Source organism: Tardiphaga sp. (genome assembly GCF_028290495.1).
GTDB lineage: Bacteria > Pseudomonadota > Alphaproteobacteria > Rhizobiales > Xanthobacteraceae > Tardiphaga.
Map to the genome: position 1 here is coordinate 1 of NZ_JAQGJT010000080.1, position 18,752 is coordinate 18,752.

The window sequence follows — 18,752 nt, forward strand, 5'->3', positions numbered from 1 at the left end:
ATGGCGCGGCGGCCGCGGCGGCAAAGCTGTTTGGCCTGTCGAAGGACCAGATCATCGCGGCGTTCGGCGTCTCCGGCAGCCAGGCCGCGGGCTCGCTGCAGTTTCTGGTCAACGGCGCCTGGAACAAGCGCTACCAGGTCGGCGCGGCCGCGATGAACGGCGTGATCGCCGCCACGCTGGCGCGCAATGATTTCGTCGGCTCATCTGAGTCGATCGAAGGCAAGCACGGTCTGCTGGTCGGCTATAGCGACAACGCCCATCCCGACAAGGCGGTCGCCGGGCTCGGTAACGTCTATGAGACCATGAAGATCGGCGTGAAGCCGTATCCGAGCTGCCGGTACACCCACGCCGCCCTCGATGCGCTGATCGCGATGCGCAGGGAACACAATCTGACCCCCGGCCAGATCAAGCGCGTCGAGATCGGCCTGCATCGCAACGGCATCACGCTGACCGGCGACGCCGCCACCAAGCGGCATCCGACCTCGATCGTCGGCGGCCAGTTCTCGATGTTCTTCACCGGCGCGCTGGCGCTCGATCAGGGCAGCTTCGGCTGGGACGATTACAAGCGGCTTGGCGACGCTGATATCGACGCGCTCGCCGACCGTTTCGACGTGGTCCAGGACATCAGGCTGGAAGGCAAGCGCCATCCGTTTGGCGGCCGCGTCTCCATCACCACCGAAGACGGCGTGCATGAGCGGATCTACGCCGATCCATCCGGCGAACCGTCGTCGTTTCCCGACGCGCAGGCGATGGCGCAGAAGTTCTTGCAGCTCGCGCGGCCGGTGCTGAACGGCGGCGCGGAGAAGTTCGCCGACGCCATCCTGTCGCTGGAACGTTTCGACAAGGTGGCGACGGCGGCTGCGCTGGGGCGGCGATAGCTGCAGTTATGCGCCGTCGATGATGATGAAGTCGGCGTCGGCATATTTCTGCCGGATCGTTTTGGCGGCGTCATATTCCGGGCTGCGATAACACGCCATCGCAGTGGCGCGATCGGCGAATTCGACCACCACGTTGCGATCGCGGGCGACGCCTTCCATCGTCTCGAACGCCCCGCCGCGCACGATGAACCTGGCCCCGAACTTTTCGAAGGCCGGGCGCGCGGCCGCCAGGTAGTCCGGATAGTGCTCCTCATCGCGCACCGAGACGCGCACGATCCAATAGGCTTTCGACATGACAGATCTCCAAAGTTGGCGTGGTTCAGACGACATCGCCGAGCACGCATGCTGCTCGTCGCACCGGATCGCGGCTTCGATTCCGGAGCGCGCAAGTCCAATATCTTTCAATTCGTAATCGGTCATCGAGCGAAGCGCGTCGCGCGCGTCCTGCTCCTCGCTCAGGCGACGGCAGACGTTGCGAACGATCGCCCACGCGCGTGCCGACGCCCGGCGAATCGTCCGGCGACGCTCGGCATGGACGCGCGTGACGATGGATTGCTTCCGCGCGGCCCACTGCAACGGCGTCAGGAAGCGAACATCGTACGCGTGCGGATCGAAGCCGTCGGACATGCTCAACTCCTTGCGGTGCAAAGCCGCGCCGTGACGATGGTTTACCCGCCGCCATAAATCCTTTAAAATGAATAATAATGATACTTTTGATCTCAAGGAGAGATGAATGGATCTATCCGAGCTGCGCATCTTCCGCGCCGTGGTGCGTGAGGGCGGCGTGACCCGCGCCGCGCAGCGGCTGAATCGCGTACAGTCCAATGTCACGACGCGGGTTCGCCAGCTCGAGAACGATCTCGGCGCACCGCTGTTCATCCGCGAGGGCAAGCGCCTGCATTTGACGCCGGCCGGCCAGGTGCTGCTCGGCTATGCCGACCGGCTTCTCGCACTGGCCGACGAGGCCCGCGCGGCGGTGCAGGACCCGCGGCCCCGCGGCGTGTTTCGGCTTGGCGCGATGGAAAGCACCGCGGCCGTGCGATTGCCCGGGCCGCTAACCCGATTTCACCAGCTCTACCCCGACGTGGTGCTGGAGCTTCGTATCGGCAATCCGGAAACATTGGCCAAATGGCTGCTCGCCGGCGAACTCGACGCCGCGTTCGTCGCCGAGCCGATCGCCGATGCCCCGTTCGAGAAAATGCACGCTTTCGAGGAAGAACCGGTGATCGTTTCGGCCGCCGGTCATGCTGCGATCGGAAAGACCGGCAGCGCTCCACGCTCGGTCCTCGTATTCGAAAACGGCTGCCCGCATCGCAAGCGACTGGAGAACTGGTACGCCAGGCGCGGCGAAATGCCGGAACGAACGATCGAGCTCGGTTCGTATCACGCCATGCTGGGCTGCGTGGTAGCCGGCATGGGCATCGCTTTGTTGCCGGAAAGCGTGCTGGCGACATTTCCCGAGGGCAAGCGGTTGACCGTTCACCGCCTGCCGCCCGGCGAGGACCGTGCCGAAACCGTGCTGATCTGGCGCAAGGGCGCGGGCTCACCCAACACTCAGGCGCTGCAGCAGGTGCTGCGCGAGGGCACGACCGGAAGCCGCGCCGAACAAAAGCCTCTGACGGCGTGACGGCGCCCCTCGCCGGTTTACTTCCCGGCTTCAATCGCTAGTATTTGCGCAACAACCAAAACGGGAGGGAAACACCATGAAGCGCTACACTGCGCTGGTCGCCGGCGTTGCCATCGGACTTGCGGCGATCTCCGCCTCCCACCCCGCCGTCAGCGAGAGCGAAGGCGGCTGGGTCACGCTGCTGGACAACAGCAAGATGGGCGACTGGGACCGCGTCGGTGACGCCAACTGGGAGATGAAGGACGGCGCGCTATCCGCCGACAAACTGCTGTCCGGCAAGGACCTCGCTTATCTCGTCAGCAAGACGGCCTACAAGGATTTCCAGATCAAAGCCGAGTTCTGGACCGATGCGGAGGCCAACAGCGGCATCTTCATCCGCTGCGAAAACCCCAAGGTGATCGACAGCAAGACCTGCTACGAGGTCAACATCTTCGACAAGCGACCCGACCCCTCTTACGGCACCGGCGCCATCGTCGATGTCGCCAAGGTCAATCCGATGCCCAGGGCGGCGGACAAGTGGAATACCTATGACATCACGGCCAAGGGCCCCAAGCTCACCGTGATCCTGAACGGCGAGAAGACCGCCGATGTCGAGGACAGCAAGCACGCGACCGGCGCGATCGCCCTGCAATACGGCTCCGGCGTCGTGAAGTTCCGCAAGGTACAGATCAAGGCGCTGTAGCGACGATCGTCGTGGCCGGGATGACGGCCTTCCAGCCGTCATTGCGAGCGCGACGAAGCAATCCAGAGAGCCACACGCGCAATCTGGATTGCTTCGTCGCAAGGGTTCCTCGCAATGACGGGGAGAGGCTTCCGATCCGGGAACAGCCCCTTTTACGCCCCCCGCCAATTGCTGCTAGGATGGCCCAAACCCTACGGAGCCCTCATGAGCTGGCAGCCTTCCAACGATCCGATCCTCGGCGACGCGCAGTCCTGCGATGCGCTGGAACTGGTAATTGTCCCGCGCACGCGCGATCTCGGCGATGGCTTCCAGGTCCGCCGCGCACTGCCGCACGGCAAACGGCAGATGGTCGGGCCCTTCATCTTCTTCGACCATTTCGGGCCGATGCAGTTCATCAGCGGCAAGGGCATGGATGTGCGGCCGCATCCGCATATCGGCCTGGCCACCGTCACCTACCTGTTCGACGGATCGATCATGCATCGCGACAGCGAGGGCAATGTCCGCGAGATCCAGCCGGGCGCCATGAACCTGATGACCGCCGGGAAGGGCATCGCGCATTCCGAGCGCACCCCGGACGTACAGCGCCGCGACGGCCAGAAGATGCTCGGCCTGCAGAGCTGGATCGCGCTGCCGAAGGGCTCCGAAGAGATCGCGCCGTCGTTCCAGCATTATGCCGCGGACAGCCTGCCGACCGTCACGGATACCGGCTTTACCGCACGGATCATCGCCGGCAGCGCATTCGGCAAGGCCTCGCCGGTGTCGATGGTGTCGCCGTGGTTTTATGCCGAAGTGTCGGTTCAAGCCGGCACCTCGGTGCCGCTCGATCCCGACCATGAAGAGCGCGCGATCTATGTCGTCGATGGCGAGATCGAGATCGCCGGCGACCGCCACGAGGGTCCGAAGCTGCTGATCTTCCGGCCCGGCGACGCCATCACCGTCAACGCGTTGCGCAATACCCGCATGATGTTCCTCGGCGGCGACGCACTGGAAGGACCGCGGCATCTGTGGTGGAATTTCGTGTCGTCCAGCAAGGAGCGCATCGAGCAAGCCAAGCAGGACTGGAAGTCCGGCCGCTTCGCCCACGTTCCCGAAGAACACGAATTCATCCCGCTGCCTGAATAGTTTTCCCCTACCCTCCCCCGCCGCCGGCGCCTCCGCCGGGCCGCGCTCTATCGAAAGTTTTGCCATGACCACGATGTCCGCCAGCGACCTGCCGCTTCCGTTGCTCGGCCGCGGCAAGGTGCGCGACGTCTACGCCATAGGCTCCGACCGCGTGCTGCTGCTCACCACCGACCGCATCAGCGCCTTCGACGTGGTGATGAACGAAACCATCCCGATGAAGGGCGCGGTGCTGACGCAGATCAGCGCCTGGTGGTTCAACCAGCTCGGCGGCGTGGTGCCGCATCACATGATCGCGGCCGACGCCGACGCCATCATCAAAGAGGTGCCGGAGCTGGCCGGTCATCGCGCCTCGCTCAAAGGCCGCGCGATGCTGTGCAAGCGCACCACGGTGTTTCCGATCGAATGCGTGGTGCGCGGCTATCTGTCGGGTTCGGCGTGGAAGGAATATGCCGCGTCCGGGACGCTGGCCGGCGAGAAGCTGGCAGATGGCCTGAAGGAAAGCGAGAAGCTCGAGCCCGCAATCTTCAGCCCGGCGACCAAGGCCCCGACCGGCCATGACGAGAACATCACCATCGCCAGGATGCGCGAGATCCTCGGTGAGGAAGACACCTTCACGCTCGAGAGCATGACCCGCGCGGTCTACACGCAGGGCGAAGAGATCGCCCGCGAACAGGGCATCATCATCGCCGATACCAAGTTCGAATTCGGCCGCGAAGCCGATGGCCGCATCATCCTGATCGACGAGGTGATGACGCCCGACAGCTCGCGGTTCTGGGCCGCGGACGTCTACGCGCCCGGCCAGTCACAGCCCTCCTTCGACAAGCAGCCGCTGCGCGACTATCTCGACATCGAGCGCCGCGCCGGACGCTGGAATGGCGAAGCACCGCCGCCGCCGCTGCCCGCCGAAGTGATCCACGCGACCAGCAAGCGCTATCTCGATGCCTATCGACGGTTGACCGGCGCAGAACTCGTGATCGACTGAGCTTTCGGCGCGGGCGCCGAAATCCGCCCTTACTTGGACAGGCGCCCGACCGTCGCCACGCCTGTCGAGATCTGAGGCACCAGAGCGCCGGCCTTGAGCGACCAGTTTGTCGCATTCAGGATCAACGTCGAGAACACCATGCTGACGCTGTTGGTCGTCATGTTCGACACCGAGTTGATCGTGACATCGCGACTGGGCAGATACATCAGCCCGGTAAAGCTGCTGCCGCTGGTGCCGTTGATCGGCAAATTCGAGTTGCTGAGGCCGGTCGGCTCATACATCAGAATGTTGGCGTAGGTGCCGCTCGTCGGAGCCGACAGCTTCGCCGAAACGTTACCATTGAAAGTCAGCGTCGCATTCTGGTCGACGAGATAGAACGTGACGTCGGTGCCGGTCACCGTCCATCCCGAGTTGAAGATCATCGCGCCGCTTTTGATGACGTAGAGACCGGGGTTGAGCGTCAGCGTGCCCGAGCCGTTGAAATTGGTCGAACCGCAATAGACGCCGGGGTTGAGCGTCACGACGCCTGGATTATAGACCTGATTGCTGAAACTGCAGGTCGTGGAGCTGACCACCGGCAATTTACCCGCAAACGGATCGCTGATCGTATCGCACGTCGTTTCGACCGGCGGCGTGACGCCGCCATTCTTGACGACGGTCGAGCCCTTCACGCAGATTCGTTTGACGCCCAGCGTCGCATTGAACATCGCGGCGGGATTCTGCGTCGACAACACATGAACTTCACAGGTCGGCGCAGAGATCGCCGCACCGGAGTTCACCAGCAGCGCTTGCGTCCGCAACGGGTTGATGAGGAGAATGCAGACATCCGATTTTGCCGAAACGCCGGCGATCGCGGTTCCTGTTGCGGTTGCCGGAATCGTCGTGATTCCGAAGACGCGAAGGAAGGATGACGGGACATTTGCGGTGGCCGTGCCGCTGATCGAGCCATCAGCGCCCTGCGTAAAGGATGACGTCGCGGTTTCCCGCACCTTGAGGCCGTAATTGCCGGCAAAAAAACTATTCGCGCGACTGACCTGCGTCGCCGACGGCTCGTTAACGGCCGCCAGCAGGGCCGAGTCCAGAGACGTCTGCAGTCCGGCCTTGACGGCGTTCGCCTTCGAATAATCGACGGCTGCACCTACGAATCCGAGCAGCGGGACGGCGGCGATCGCGAAGGTCACGGCAACGTTGCCGGCCTGAGCCTTCAGGCCGTCAGCGACAAGCTTTTGCAAATAGCGAAACACAACAAGACTTCCTCCGGCACGGAATTTGATACGGATGGACTCGCAAAAAGCGACAGGCCAGCCGTACCCTCATACCGGAACAATGGGTTCCACAGCTTAACAAGTGGTTAAAATGGAACTTTATCGGCCGGCCGTGCGCGGCTGTAGGTAAATAGTTCCCACCAAAATAGGCCGCGATTCCAGCGAACCGGAGCGCCACGGCACGGCCAGGCGCCCCCCGCTTGCGCGGAGACGCCATTGAACCTGTGAGAGACTTTACGGGCGCTTGGAAGGAGCAGAAGCGCTGCTCAGATACCCGACATCATGATGTATTTGATCTCGACATACTCTTCCATGCCGTGATGCGAGCCTTCGCGGCCGAGGCCTGATTCCTTAACGCCGCCGAACGGCGCGTTGCCACCGAGTTCAAGCCCGAGCCGGTGAAGCCGACGAAGCGCACGGCGGGATGCTCGCACAGCACCAGACCGATCGCGGACGCGTCGCTGGTGACGATGTTGAGCACGCCCTTCGGCACGCCGGCGCGCTCGGCCAGCGCCGAGAACGGCGTCTCGTTGGCCGGCTTGATCATCACGGTGCAGCCCGCGGCCAGCGCCGGCGAGACCTTGCGGGTGATCATCGAGTTCGGGAAATTTCACGGCGGGATGGCAACGCTGCCGATTCCATGCACTTCATTCTCGACGGCCGACTCGGCATCATGGTGCCGACGGGCGATGGCAAGCTGACACGGGTGCGCAGCCTCGGACGTTACACGACAGTGGGCGAAATGGGCGTTGTCGCCTATGCCCCGCGCAGCGCCACCATCCAGGCAGAGATCGCGAGCGTGCTGTATCTGCTGCGCGCCGACGCCTTCGAGGACATCAAGCAAAACCATCCGGCATTGAGCCAGAAGCTGCCGACATATTTTGTGTCTGTGATGGCGGAGCGGCTGGCTTTTGCGAGCCGGATGATTGCGGTGTTGAGAAGATAAGAATAGTCGACACGACGCATCTGAAACGGACGTGGCGATCGTCTACGAGTTGGAGCCGCCGGCACCGACGGTCGAATTGGCAGGTTTCGTTGTCTTGCGGCTGGCGCGCCAGTTCTCCCACCTTTGGACGACGACAAAAAAGGTCGGAACGAACAGGACGGCAAGGCAGGTCGAGGCGAGCATGCCCGAGAACACGGTGATGCCGATCGACTTGCGGGCGTTGGCGCCAGCGCCCGTCGCGAGCACCAGCGGCAGCACGCCGAGAATGAAGGCGAAGGACGTCATCAGGATCGGCCGAAAGCGCGCCCGCGCTGCTGCGACCGCCGACTCCAGCAGTGGCTTGCGATCGTGCACATGCAGCTCGATCGCCACCTCGACGATCAGGATCGCGTTCTTCGCCGACAGTGCGATCAAAAGGATGATGCCGATCTGCGTGTAGAGGTTATTCTCGATCCGTAGCGCGGTCAGTACCGCCATTGGGCCAAGCAGTGACAGCGGCACGGCCAGGATCACCGAAATCGGCGCGTACCAGCTTTCATACTGCCCCGCGAGCACCAGATAGACGAGCAGCAGCGCAAGACCGAACACATAATACAATTGATTACCGACGATCTTTTCCTGATACGACATCGCCGTCCACTCGAAGCCCGTTCCCGGAGGCAAAGTCTTGGCCGCTATCTGCTCCATCAGCGCCATGGACTGCCCGGAACTGTAGCCCTGTGCTGGCAGGCCGATCACCGTCGCAGTCGGATAGAGATTATAGAGACTGATCAGCGACGGCCCCACGGCCGGTGTAATCTTCGCCACGGTGCCAAGCGGGATCATGCTGCCCTGCTGGTTGCGGACCATCAGGTTCTCGATGTCCCGGGCAGTCAGCCGGAATTTGGCATCTGCCTGTGTGTAGACCTGAAAGGTGCGGCCAAACTTGTTGAACTGGTTGACGAAGGACGAGCCTAGATAAGACGACAGGGTCGAGAACACCTGATCCGTCGTGACATGCAGCGTCTGGGTCTTGATACGGTCGATCTCGATATCGAATTGCGGCACCATCGAGCGGAACGGCGAACTAACGCGCTGCAAAGCGCTCTGCGTCTGTGCATTGGCTACGATCGCCCCGGTGATCGCCTGCAGCTTGCTGTAATCGGCGTTACCATCGCGCAGTTCGATCTGCATGGCGAAGCCCGCCGCGTTGCCGATGCCCTGAATGGGCGGCGGCGGGATCACCAGAATGCGCGCCTCTGGAATCACCGACAGGCTCTCGTTCAATCCAACGAACAGCGAACGAAGATCCTGCCCCGGTCCACGTTCACTCCATTCTTTCAGGATCAGATAGGCGACACCGGCATTGGCCAGGCTGGAGCTGCTGTCGAGCGCGGAGATGCCCGCGATGGTAACCACCTGTTCCACCGCTGGCGTCTTCGCGGCCAATTCACTGACCCGATCGAGTACACGCTGCGTCCGGTCCAGCGCGGCGCCATCGGGCAACTGGACTGCTACCAGCAGATAGCCTTGATCCTCGATCGGAATGAAGCCGGTGGGAATCCGGGACAGGCCGTAACCGCCGATGCCGATCAGGATCAATGCCAGGACAACCGAGACATTGCTGTGCGCGACCATGCGAGTGACCAGGGCGGCGTAGCCCCGCTCAAGCCGGTCGTAGACCCTGTTGAACCCGCGATAGAAGAAATTGCGCTTCTCCGGCGGCACCGGACGGCGCAGCCACAATGCGCATTGCGTCGGCTTCAGCGTGGCTGCATTGACGGCGCTGAGCAGCGCCGTGGCCGCGATGACCAGTGCAAATTGCGCATACATGCGTCCGGTTAGTCCGGGCAGGAATGCCGCCGGCAGGAACACCGAGATCAGCACCAGCGTGATGCCGATGATCGGGGCAAACAGCTTGTCCATCGCACTGATCGCAGCGTCGTGGCCGGACATGCCCTGCTCGATATTGTAGGCGGCACCTTCGACAACCACGATGGCATCGTCGACCACGATGCCGATCGCCAGCACGATGGCGAACAGGGTCGACAAATTGATCGTGAAGCCGAGCGCCGCCATCGCCGCGAAGGCGCCGATGATCGTCACCGGCACGGTCGTCGCCGGCACCAGCATCGCGCGCCAGTCCTGCAGGAAGATAAGGATGACCACCAGCACGAGCAGGCCGGCCTCGATAAGGGTCTTATAGACCTCGTCAATCGATGCCGAGACGAATTTCGTGGTGTCGAATGGCGTGTCATATTTGATATCGTCGGGAAATTGCCTGGCCAGCGCCGCCATCTTCTCCTCGACGGCCTTCTCGACCTCGAGCGCATTGGCGCCCGGCGACTGGAACACGCCGATGCCTACAGCCGGTTTCTGGTTGAGCGAGAAGATCTGACTATAGGTCTGTGCACCCAATTCGACGCGTCCGACGTCACGGACCCGCGTGACGTCGCCGTTGTTGCCGGTCTTGACGATGATGTCCTCGAACTCGGCGGGATCGTCCAGCCGCCCGTTGATGTTCAGCGTGTACTGGAACGCCTGCCCCGCGGGCGTCGGCGGCATGCCGATCTGGCCCGCCGCAACCTGCTGGCTCTGCTGCTGGATGGACTGGATGACATCCTGCGGCATCAGCCCGCGCGCTTGCAGCTGGTTCGGGTCGAGCCATATCCGCATTGAATACTGGCCGGCGCCGAACACCGTCACATTGCCAACACCGGACAGACGCGACAGCTCGTCCCGGATGTTGATCGTGGCGTAATTGCTCAGAAACAGGCTGTCATAGGTCGACTTGGGTGACGTCAGTGTCACGAACAACAGGATCGCCGTCGATTTCTTCTGAACGGTAACGCCCTGATTCTGCACGGCGGTCGGCAGCGACGACAGCGCGCTCGATACGCGGTTCTGCACCAGCACCTGCGCAAAATTCAGATCGGTGCCAATCTTGAACGTGACCGTGAGTGAATAGGTGCCATCGGCAGCGCTGTAGGACTGCATATAGAGCATGTCCTCGACGCCATTGACTTGCTGCTCGATCGGCAGTGCGACCGTGTCGACGATGGTCTTGGCGCTGGCGCCGGGATAACGCGTCGTCACCTGGACGGTCGGCGGAACGACATCGGGATATTGCGCGACAGCCAGATTATAAAGTGACACGCCACCGATCAGGATCATCAGCAACGCGATGACATTGGACAGGACCGGCCGCTCGATAAAGAACTTCGAAATCATGGCCTGTCCTACTTGGTCGGTGTCGGTGCTTCGATCTTTCTCAGTTGCGGATCGACCTTCTGCCCCGGAATGGCACGCAGCAGGCCAGCGATGACGATCCGATCATCCGGCTTCAGACCGCCTTCAATCACGCGAAGCTCAGCTTCCAGCGGGCCGGTGACGACCTTGCGCTGCTCGATGACATCGTCGCCATTCACGACCAGAACATAGCGCCCGGCCTGATCGCTGCCGAGCGATACATCCGGCACCAGCAGGGCATTGTCCTGCTGGTCGATCGGCACGCGAACGCGAACGTAAAAGCCCGGTAACAGGATGCGATCCGGATTTGGCAGCACGCCACGCACAGGAAGCGTTCCGGTAGACTGGTTGATGGTCGGCGAGATGTAGTCGATCTTGCCCTTGTGCGGAAAACCGGCCTCGGTCTGCAGTCCGATCTCGATCGGCAACTGCCTGAGATCGCTCACCGTTAGCCCGCGGCGCCGGGCTTCGTCCCGAATGCGCAGCACATCCTGTTCATTGACGTTGAAGTTTACATAAATGGGATCGAGTTGCACGATCGTCGCAAGCTGGGTCGGCGACGCGACACCGACCAGTTCGCCGACCGACACCAGATGTGCGCTGACGATACCGTCAAACGGCGCAACGACATTCGTATAGCCGTAGTTGACGGCCGCGATCTTGGTGTTGACCTGCGCCTGCTGCAGATTGGCTTGTGAATTTTCACGCGTTGCCGTCGACTGATCCAGCGTTGCCTGCGAGACAACTTGCCGAGAGACGAGATCTGACTGGCGCTTGAAGTCGGCCTCAGCCTGCTTTGCAGAGGCCTGCGCACCGGTTTCCGCAGCCTGCGCTTGCTCCAGCTTCAACTGGTATGTCTCAGGTTCGATCGTGAACAGCGTCGTGCCTTGTTTGACGAAGGAGCCATCCTGATAGTTAATCGACTGCAGAACGCCCTGAACGCGCGCCACGAGATCAACGTTCTTGATCGGTGCCGTATTGCCTGTCGCTTCGAGAAAGCGCGTGATGCCGCGCTGCACAGGGACCGCCACCTCAACTTTCGGCGGCGGCGGCGCTACAAAAGTGTTTTGCTCGCAGGCACTTAAAAAGAGGCTCGTCAGCACAACGATGGCAGCGCGTATAGCCGTGACATGCTGCAGCTGCTCAATGCGAGCTTTCGATCCAGATGAACAGGCGCGCACAAACCGCATTGTCCTGCCTCAATCAAATGACTCTCAAAAAAACCCCTGGCCAAAAAAACGGGCAGCCGTCCGCACCAATAGCAAAAATCTACTTGTAGTGAAACCGAAACCGTAAAATGATGTCGGACCGAAGTTGTTTTGCGAATGCCTTTCAGAACTTACACTTCTTGAAGATTTGCGCAGTTGCCCTGACTGATCGGGCGGTAGCAACGAGGATTTCATCGATGAATTTCATATTCGGTTCAGCCGCGCGACATCGCGTGTCGATGGCGACTATTATTCTGCTCGCAATCACGAGCCCCGCCTTTGCGCAAGCGCCGAGCCAGGCACAGCGTGACGCGATCAAGACGCAGTGTCGCTCGGATTACATCGCGCATTGCTCAAGCGTTCCTCCTGGTGGAGAAGCCTCGTTGCAGTGCCTGCAGAAAAATATGTCAGGCCTTTCGTCAGGATGTGCGGGCGCGGTTCGGGCCGTCGAAGCGCCTACTGCTGCGCCAAAGGCCGCCGAGCCAACACCCGCAGCAACGCCCAGGACCGAATCCACGCCACCGGCCGCCAAGCCGGCAACGGTAACTGCCGCACCGAAGGCAGCAACTATGAAGCAGCCGAGCAGCGCCCAGATCGCAGCTATCCGCAGCGCCTGCAGAGGCGACTACCCGAAGGTCTGCAAGGGCGTACCGACCGGCGGAGCGCCCGCGCTGCAGTGCCTGGAAACGAACAAGGCCAAGCTTTCGGCCGGCTGTGAAAAGGCGGTCAGCGCAGTCAGCGGCGAGACGCCCGCCGCAGCGGAACCCGCTGCGGCGGGCACGACTGCGGCTCCGGCTGCGGCAGCCACGACCGGCGCACCCGCAACCGCTCCCGCAATCATCGCGCTGCGGCCGATGCGGCCACGCGAAGAATTGTTCGTGATGAGATCAGCATGCGGTGGCGACATCAGGTCGCTCTGCGGCGGCATTGCGCCGGGTGGCGGCCGTATCGCGCAGTGCCTGGCCAGCAACGGCGCATCGCTTTCGCCGGCTTGTGCCAGTGTGCTGGCGCCGTTCGCTCGACGATGATCGGGCTGCGCGATAGCGATTGGCCGACGTCGGTTACTCCCCACGAAAGGCAAGGATCAGCTGTATCAATCGGACAGATAGAATGACGTAACAGAGCGACATGACGATCTGAAGCGCCACGTGCCATTCCAGCTTTGCGAGTTTGTAGAGACCATCGAGGAAATTCAGCAGCAACAGAACAATTCCGAACAGCATGACGCCGCGGCCAACGAGACTGTGGCGCAAATATCCGAACAGAACGATAGAGGGCTCGTCGCTCGATACATGTGCCCCGGCCGATATAATCAAAGTACCGATCACCATCTTTTCGACGTGACTGAATACTTCCTTTGAGACGGGCTCGATATGTCGAATATGAAAAGCAAGCCACCTGGTCCTGAAATCCGACATGCTTTCTCCTGCTGAGGCAACACCGGGCGAAATAGGCCCGTCACATGTTTCAAGTCGGCAAGTATCTGCGATATTTAATAGACGTTCTGCCGCTTCAAGACGCAAGACGCCCTTGCAGGATTTCTGATCGCTCACGAAACTTTTGCACTCTCTCACGAACTACTCTTTGCACTTGATGCCACGTCCCGAAACTCTCGTTTGTAGTCCGCTTACGCAGCCACCTGAAGCCGACGCACCTTTTTTCACGTGTCCTTCGCCAACCAACCAAGCCAGGAGATCACCATGCGTTCTTTCTTGATGATGGTTGCAGCCGTTCTCGCATTCGGTACGACAATGACGATTGAAGCCACCGACGCCAACGCAGTCGTCTGTGCCCGCGGCGTCTATCGTGCCGGCTGCGCCGGCTACCGTGGTGCCGTTGTCGTACGCCGACCGGCGGCCGCGTGCCGCACCGTCTGGGTCAATGGCGTGCGCGTACGTCGCTGCTACTGACCGAGGGCGGGTTCAGCTGAAGTCAATCAATTCAGACGGCCCGTCGGACTCGCCAGCGAACAGCCGAAAGACGGACATTGATTTGTGCTGTCTATGGTTTGTGCTGGCTATGGCAGAGCAACGGGCCATGCCATCAAAACGTGAATGCCCGGCACAAGGCCGGGCATGACGAGTGGCTGATTCAAAATTGGGAAAGACGCGACGCTTCAGATTCCCGACATCATGATGTATTTGATCTCGACGTACTCTTCCATGCCGTGATGCGAGCCTTCGCGGCCGAGGCCTGATTCCTTAACGCCGCCGAACGGCGCGACTTCCGTGGTGATCAGGCCGGTATTGACGCCGACCATGCCGGACTCCAGCGCTTCCGCAACACGCCAGACGCGGCCGAGATCACGCGAATAGAAGTACGAAGCCAGACCGAACGGCGAAGCGTTGCACATCGCGATCACGTCAGCCTCGTCCTTGAAGCGGAACACCGGCGCCAGCGGGCCGAAGGTCTCTTCCTGCGACACCAGCGCGTCCGATTTCACATTCGCCAGCACGGTCGGCTCGAAGAACGTGCCGCCGAGCGCATGGCGCTTGCCGCCGGTGACGATCTTCGCGCCGCCCTTCACCGCGTCCGCGATGTGACGCTCGACCTTCTCGATCGCCTTCACGTTGATCAGCGGGCCCTGCGTGACGCCGGCTTCGGTGCCGTCGCCGACCTTCATCGCTGCGACCTTCGCAGCCAGTTTCTCGACGAACTGATCGTAGATGCCTTCCTGTGCGTAGATCCGGTTCGCGCAAACGCAGGTCTGGCCCATGTTGCGATATTTCGAGACCATCGCGCCGTCCACTGCGGCATCGATATCGGCGTCGTCGAACACCACGAACGGCGCGTTGCCACCGAGTTCAAGCCCGAGCCGCTTCACGCCGACCGAAGCCTGCTTGTAGAGAATCTTGCCGACCGCGGTCGAGCCGGTGAAGCCGACGAAGCGCACGGCGGGATGCTCGCACAGCACCAGACCGATCGCGGACGCGTCGCCGGTGACGATGTTGAGCACGCCCTTCGGCACGCCGGCGCGCTCGGCCAGTTCGGCCAGCGCCAGAGCCGAGAACGGCGTCTCGTTGGCCGGCTTGATCACCACGGTGCAGCCCGCGGCCAGCGCCGGCGAGACCTTGCGGGTGATCATCGAGTTCGGAAAATTCCACGGCGTGATGGCGCCGCAGACGCCGATCGGCTGCTTGATGGCAAGGAGGCGCGCATCGGCGCGCTGCGTCGGGATCGTCTCGCCGTAAACGCGGCGGGCTTCCTCGGCGAAGAATTCGATATAGGCCGCGCCGATATCGACCTCGCCGAGCGCCTCGGCCAGCGGCTTGCCCTGCTCGGTGGTCAGGATCAGCGCCAGATCCTCGCGGTTGGCGATGATCAGCTCGAACCACTTGCGCAGGATGTTGGAGCGCTGCTTGGCGGTGAACTTGGCCCACAGCGGGAAGGCGCGCTCGGCGGCTTCCACGGCCTGCGTGGTTTCGCTGGCGCCGAAGTTCGGCACCTTGCCGAGCTCGATCTCATTGACGGGATTGGTGACCGCGGTCTCGCCGCTGCCGACCCAGGCGCCATCGACATAACACTGCTCGCGCAGCAGCGACGGGTCCTTGAGGCGATCACGCAACGAGGACGTGGGGGAGGTCTGGCGTGCAGCTGAAGCGGGCGGTGTCATGGTGTTCTCCTCAAGATTCGGGCGACTTGTAGGAGATATAGGTCGGCTTGCGAAGTCCTGCAGGAGAGTCCTGCAGTGAATGGTTGCCATAGCGTGAAACGATATTACGCCACGCGGCGCAGATAGGTCTCGCGGCGGTCGATCATCCGCGCCTCGGCGATGCGTGCATTGGCGCGCGTGGTGGTCGAGAAGGTGCGGTATTCCAACTCGGGCAGGCTGACCGGGCCGCCGATGCCGAACCACGACACCAGAGATTTCGGTGCCGCCAGTTTCGCCAACGCCTGCACCAGGCTGTCGGCAGCGTCGAAGGCAAACAGCGCGCCGGAGGCGGCGTGACGAACCTCGAAAATGCCCGGGCCGATCGGCGCTTCGATAGCCTCACCGCGCGCCATGCGGGGATACGGCTTCCATTCCGTCCAACGGGTAATCATCGTCGGGTCTCCAAAAACTTCGGATTACGCAACATTCAATCAACAATTACAATAACTTGCATGAATTAAACGAGTGAGCACGGCCGCTCGTGAACGGTCCGAGCCATGACGCATCTGCCATGACGATGCGGATGGTTGATGAATGGTCGCGCGATGCCGCCAAAAAGTTCATGGCGATTGGCGCAACCCGCAAAACATTCTTGCCGGCGGTCGCGCAGCGGAAGAGGATGCCCCCATAAAAACAACAGCGGGAGGACGGGATGCAAGGTCAGATCGATCAGTTGCTGGCGCAGGCGTGTGACGGCGCGGAGATTCCCGGCGTCGTGGCCATGGCCGCAACTTCCGACGAGGTGATCAGCCAGAGCGCGTTCGGCAAACGCGACCTGTCGAAGGACCAGCCGATGACGGCGGACAGCGTATTCTGGATCGCCTCGATGACCAAGGCGATCACCGCCGCGGCAGCGATGCAACTGGTCGAGCAAGGCAAGCTCTCGCTCGACGGATCGATCGGCAGCGTGTTGCCCGATCTGGCCGCACCACAGGTGCTGGAAGGTTTCGACGCCGACGGCGCGCCGAGGCTGCGTGCGGCGAGGACGCCGATCACGCTGCGGCATCTGCTCACCCACACCGCCGGCTTCTGCTACGACATGTGGAACGGCGACATGGTTCAGTATCTGGCGAAGACCGGCACGCCCGGGGTCACCAGTTGCAAGGACGCCTCGCTGAAGGTGCCCATCATGAGCGATCCCGGCACGCGCTGGGAGTACGGCACCAATATCGATCACGTCGGCAAGGCGGTCGAGGCGGCCTGCGGCAGCAAGCTCGGCGTCTACCTGCGCGACAATATCTTCGTGCCGCTCGGCATGACCGATACCGGCTTCAGGATCACGCCCTCGCAGCGCGAGCGTCTGGTCGGCATGCATATCCGCAATGCCGACGGATCACTGACGCCAACCCCGTTCGAGGTTGAACAGAATCCGGAATTCGAGATGGGCGGCGGCGGGCTTTACAGCGTGGCAGCCGACTACATCCGCTTCACGCAGATGATCCTGAACAAGGGGCGCGGCCAGGGCCATCAGCTACTGAAGCCGGAGACCATCGCGCTGATGGCGCAGAACCATATCGGTGACCTCGATATGGGCAAGATGACATCGGCGGTGGCTTTCGCGACCAACGATGTCGATCTCTATCCGGGCATCGTCAAGAAATGGGGCTTGAGCTTCATGATCAACACCGCGGCGACACCGGAAGGCCGCAGCGCCGGCTCGCTCGCCTGGGCGGGTCTTGCCAACACCTACTACTGGATCGACCCGGTGCGTAACGTCACCGGCGTGATCCTGATGCAGGTGCTGCCATTCGCGGACACCCGAAGCCTGAACGTATTCGCCGGATTCGAGCGCGGCGTGTACGCCGGCCTCGATGCCGCGCAGCGGGTGGCTTAGAAGATTGTAGCCCGAATGAGCGAAGCGACATGCGGGGAAGCAAATCCCCGGATATCGCTTTACTCATCCGGGCTACCAGTAGTGCGCGGTCGAAGCGATGCGTTAAACCGGCAGGCCGTTCTTCTTGGCCAATTCCTTCAGCGACAACTGCGGACGGGCACCGATGTGCTGGATCACTTCGGCGGCGGCGAGTGCTGCAAGCTGTCCGCAAACCTTGTGGTCCACGCCGCGCACCAGGCCGAACAGGAAGCCCGCGGCAAACAGGTCGCCAGCGCCGGTGGTGTCGACCAGCGTCTCGATCGGGAATGCCGGCACCTCGATCACGCCGGACTTCGACGCCACCATGCAGCCCTTTTCGGAGCGGGTGACGACGCCGAGCGCGACGTCCTTGCGAAGCTGGCCAAGCGCGGTGTCGGTGTCGGCCGTCTCGTACAGCGAATGCAGCTCGGACTCGTTGGCGAACACCAGATCGACGGTGCCGTCGCGCATCAGCTGCAGGAATTCGTCGCGGTAGCGGCTGACGCAGAACGCATCCGACAGCGTCAGCGCGACCTGGCGGCCGGCGCCGTGCGCGATCTTCGAGGCCTTCACAAAGGCTTCCTTGGCGCTCGCCGGATCCCACAGATAGCCTTCGAGATAGACGATGCTGGAGGCCGCCACGGCCGTCTCGTCGATATCGGCCGGCGTCAGGTCCTGCGCCGCGCCGAGATAGGTGTTCATGGTACGCTCGCCGTCCGGCGTCACCAGGATGTAGGAGCAGCCGGTGGCGGGGCCTGCCGCGGCCGGCGCGGTGTCGAAGGCAACGCCGGCGGCGCGGATGTCGTGGGCGTATTTTTCGCCGATCTTGTCGCTGCGGACCTTGCCGACATAGGCCGTGCGCGCGCCGAGCGAGGCAATGCCGACGATGGTGTTGGCAGCCGAGCCGCCGGACATTTCCGTCGCCTTGCCCATATCGGTGTAGATCGAGGTGGCGCGCGCCTCGTCGATCAGCGCCATGCCGCCCTTGGCCATGCCATGCGACACCAGAAAGGCTTCGTCGGTCTGCACCAGCACGTCGTAGATCGCGTTGCCGATTCCGAGCACGTCGTATTTCGCTGAAGTCATGAAGAATATCCCGTTGCGGCGATTGCGAGGACGCGGCAAATCCGATCCAGATCGGGTCCCCGCGGCGTCTTGAAAGATGCTGCGACCTATCACGATCCCGGCCGGACCAGCAAGGACGGCACGGGAGCCTGCCTTGCCATGAAATCGGAACGGTGGCTCTACACTGGTGTTCCGACGCGTTTTCTTGACGCGAACCGGTATCCACTTCGCTTCAAAACGCTCTA

18 protein-coding genes and 2 pseudogenes are annotated in these 18,752 nt (G+C 62.1%); 9 read left to right on the forward strand and 11 right to left on the reverse strand.

Features of this window, described 5'->3' with window-relative positions; genetic code table 11:
* Positions 1–878, forward strand: an 878-nt coding sequence (locus JWQ24_RS14130) for an MmgE/PrpD family protein (RefSeq protein WP_299808964.1), incomplete at its 5' end; no start/stop codon positions are given.
* Positions 879–884: 6 nt separating this feature from the next.
* Here JWQ24_RS14130 and JWQ24_RS14135 read toward each other — a convergent pair.
* Together JWQ24_RS14135 and JWQ24_RS28590 are read right to left on the reverse strand one after the other, a co-directional pair.
* Positions 885–1,172, reverse strand: a complete 288-nt coding sequence (locus tag JWQ24_RS14135; protein ID WP_299809055.1) for a DUF1330 domain-containing protein — start codon at positions 1,170–1,172, stop codon at positions 885–887.
* A 96-nt stretch (positions 1,173–1,268) separates the two neighbouring features.
* Positions 1,269–1,634: pseudogene (locus JWQ24_RS28590) on the reverse strand (hypothetical protein); the annotation flags it as partial.
* Between JWQ24_RS28590 and JWQ24_RS14145 the strand changes: the two are divergent.
* The 4 genes from JWQ24_RS14145 to JWQ24_RS14160 all read left to right on the forward strand — a co-directional run bounded on the left by JWQ24_RS14145 (position 1,612) and on the right by JWQ24_RS14160 (position 5,291).
* Positions 1,612–2,505, forward strand: coding sequence for a LysR family transcriptional regulator (locus JWQ24_RS14145; RefSeq protein ID WP_299808967.1), 894 nt, complete (start codon positions 1,612–1,614; stop codon positions 2,503–2,505). The pseudogene JWQ24_RS28590 and the gene JWQ24_RS14145 overlap by 23 nt on opposite strands.
* Positions 2,506–2,581: 76 nt before the next feature.
* The gene (locus JWQ24_RS14150; RefSeq protein ID WP_299808970.1) at positions 2,582–3,187 is read left to right on the forward strand and encodes a DUF1080 domain-containing protein; all 606 of its coding nucleotides are present in this window, start codon (positions 2,582–2,584) and stop codon (positions 3,185–3,187) included.
* A 204-nt stretch (positions 3,188–3,391) separates the two neighbouring features.
* Complete coding sequence (locus JWQ24_RS14155; protein ID WP_299808973.1) at positions 3,392–4,309, forward strand: pirin family protein; 918 nt, start codon at positions 3,392–3,394, stop codon at positions 4,307–4,309.
* Between the two features lie 64 nt (positions 4,310–4,373).
* Positions 4,374–5,291 (forward strand): phosphoribosylaminoimidazolesuccinocarboxamide synthase, encoded by a 918-nt coding sequence (locus tag JWQ24_RS14160; protein ID WP_299808976.1) that lies wholly within the window; start codon positions 4,374–4,376, stop codon positions 5,289–5,291.
* A gap of 29 nt (positions 5,292–5,320) precedes the next feature.
* Here JWQ24_RS14160 and JWQ24_RS14165 read toward each other — a convergent pair whose 3' ends face one another.
* The 3 genes and pseudogenes from JWQ24_RS14165 to JWQ24_RS14170 all read right to left on the reverse strand — a co-directional run.
* Positions 5,321–6,535 (reverse strand): Tad domain-containing protein, encoded by a 1,215-nt coding sequence (locus JWQ24_RS14165; protein WP_299808980.1) that lies wholly within the window; start codon positions 6,533–6,535, stop codon positions 5,321–5,323.
* Between the two features lie 287 nt (positions 6,536–6,822).
* Complete coding sequence (locus JWQ24_RS28595; protein WP_366521445.1) at positions 6,823–6,990, reverse strand: aldehyde dehydrogenase family protein; 168 nt, start codon at positions 6,988–6,990, stop codon at positions 6,823–6,825.
* Positions 6,951–7,181 (reverse strand): annotated as a pseudogene (locus JWQ24_RS14170) (aldehyde dehydrogenase family protein); the annotation flags it as partial. The gene JWQ24_RS28595 and the pseudogene JWQ24_RS14170, both read right to left, overlap by 40 nt.
* Positions 7,182–7,229: 48 nt before the next feature.
* Between JWQ24_RS14170 and JWQ24_RS14175 the strand changes: the two are divergent.
* Complete coding sequence (locus JWQ24_RS14175) at positions 7,230–7,502, forward strand: cyclic nucleotide-binding domain-containing protein (protein WP_299808982.1); 273 nt, start codon at positions 7,230–7,232, stop codon at positions 7,500–7,502.
* Positions 7,503–7,544: 42 nt separating this feature from the next.
* On the opposite strand, the gene JWQ24_RS14180 is transcribed toward JWQ24_RS14175, so the two are convergent.
* Positions 7,545–10,712, reverse strand: a complete 3,168-nt coding sequence (locus tag JWQ24_RS14180; RefSeq protein WP_299808984.1) for an efflux RND transporter permease subunit — start codon at positions 10,710–10,712, stop codon at positions 7,545–7,547.
* Between the two features lie 8 nt (positions 10,713–10,720).
* Positions 10,721–11,920, reverse strand: a complete 1,200-nt coding sequence (locus JWQ24_RS14185) for an efflux RND transporter periplasmic adaptor subunit (RefSeq protein WP_299808986.1) — start codon at positions 11,918–11,920, stop codon at positions 10,721–10,723.
* Positions 11,921–12,177: 257 nt separating this feature from the next.
* Here JWQ24_RS14185 and JWQ24_RS14190 point away from each other — a divergent pair, with 257 nt between their 5' ends.
* A complete protein-coding gene (locus tag JWQ24_RS14190; RefSeq protein WP_299809058.1) occupies positions 12,178–12,966 on the forward strand; it encodes a hypothetical protein in 789 nt (262 codons plus the stop codon).
* 33 nt (positions 12,967–12,999) lie between these two features.
* Here JWQ24_RS14190 and JWQ24_RS14195 read toward each other — a convergent pair whose 3' ends face one another.
* Positions 13,000–13,491 (reverse strand): hypothetical protein, encoded by a 492-nt coding sequence (locus tag JWQ24_RS14195; protein WP_299808989.1) that lies wholly within the window; start codon positions 13,489–13,491, stop codon positions 13,000–13,002.
* 147 nt (positions 13,492–13,638) lie between these two features.
* On the opposite strand from JWQ24_RS14195, the gene JWQ24_RS14200 reads away from it, so the two are divergent.
* The gene (locus JWQ24_RS14200; RefSeq protein ID WP_299808992.1) at positions 13,639–13,848 is read left to right on the forward strand and encodes a hypothetical protein; all 210 of its coding nucleotides are present in this window, start codon (positions 13,639–13,641) and stop codon (positions 13,846–13,848) included.
* A 206-nt stretch (positions 13,849–14,054) separates the two neighbouring features.
* Here JWQ24_RS14200 and JWQ24_RS14205 read toward each other — a convergent pair whose 3' ends face one another.
* Both JWQ24_RS14205 and JWQ24_RS14210 read right to left on the reverse strand, forming a co-directional pair.
* A complete protein-coding gene (locus JWQ24_RS14205; protein WP_299808995.1) occupies positions 14,055–15,551 on the reverse strand; it encodes an NAD-dependent succinate-semialdehyde dehydrogenase in 1,497 nt (498 codons plus the stop codon).
* A gap of 104 nt (positions 15,552–15,655) precedes the next feature.
* Entirely contained in the window at positions 15,656–15,982 is a 327-nt protein-coding gene (locus JWQ24_RS14210; RefSeq protein ID WP_299808998.1) for a hypothetical protein, read from the reverse strand.
* Positions 15,983–16,242: 260 nt separating this feature from the next.
* Here JWQ24_RS14210 and JWQ24_RS14215 point away from each other — a divergent pair, with 260 nt between their 5' ends.
* Positions 16,243–17,424, forward strand: coding sequence for a serine hydrolase domain-containing protein (locus tag JWQ24_RS14215; RefSeq protein ID WP_299809001.1), 1,182 nt, complete (start codon positions 16,243–16,245; stop codon positions 17,422–17,424).
* Between the two features lie 102 nt (positions 17,425–17,526).
* On the opposite strand, the gene JWQ24_RS14220 is transcribed toward JWQ24_RS14215, so the two are convergent.
* Entirely contained in the window at positions 17,527–18,528 is a 1,002-nt protein-coding gene (locus JWQ24_RS14220) for an adenosine kinase (protein ID WP_299809004.1), read from the reverse strand.
* Between the last annotated feature and the right edge of the window lie 224 nt (positions 18,529–18,752).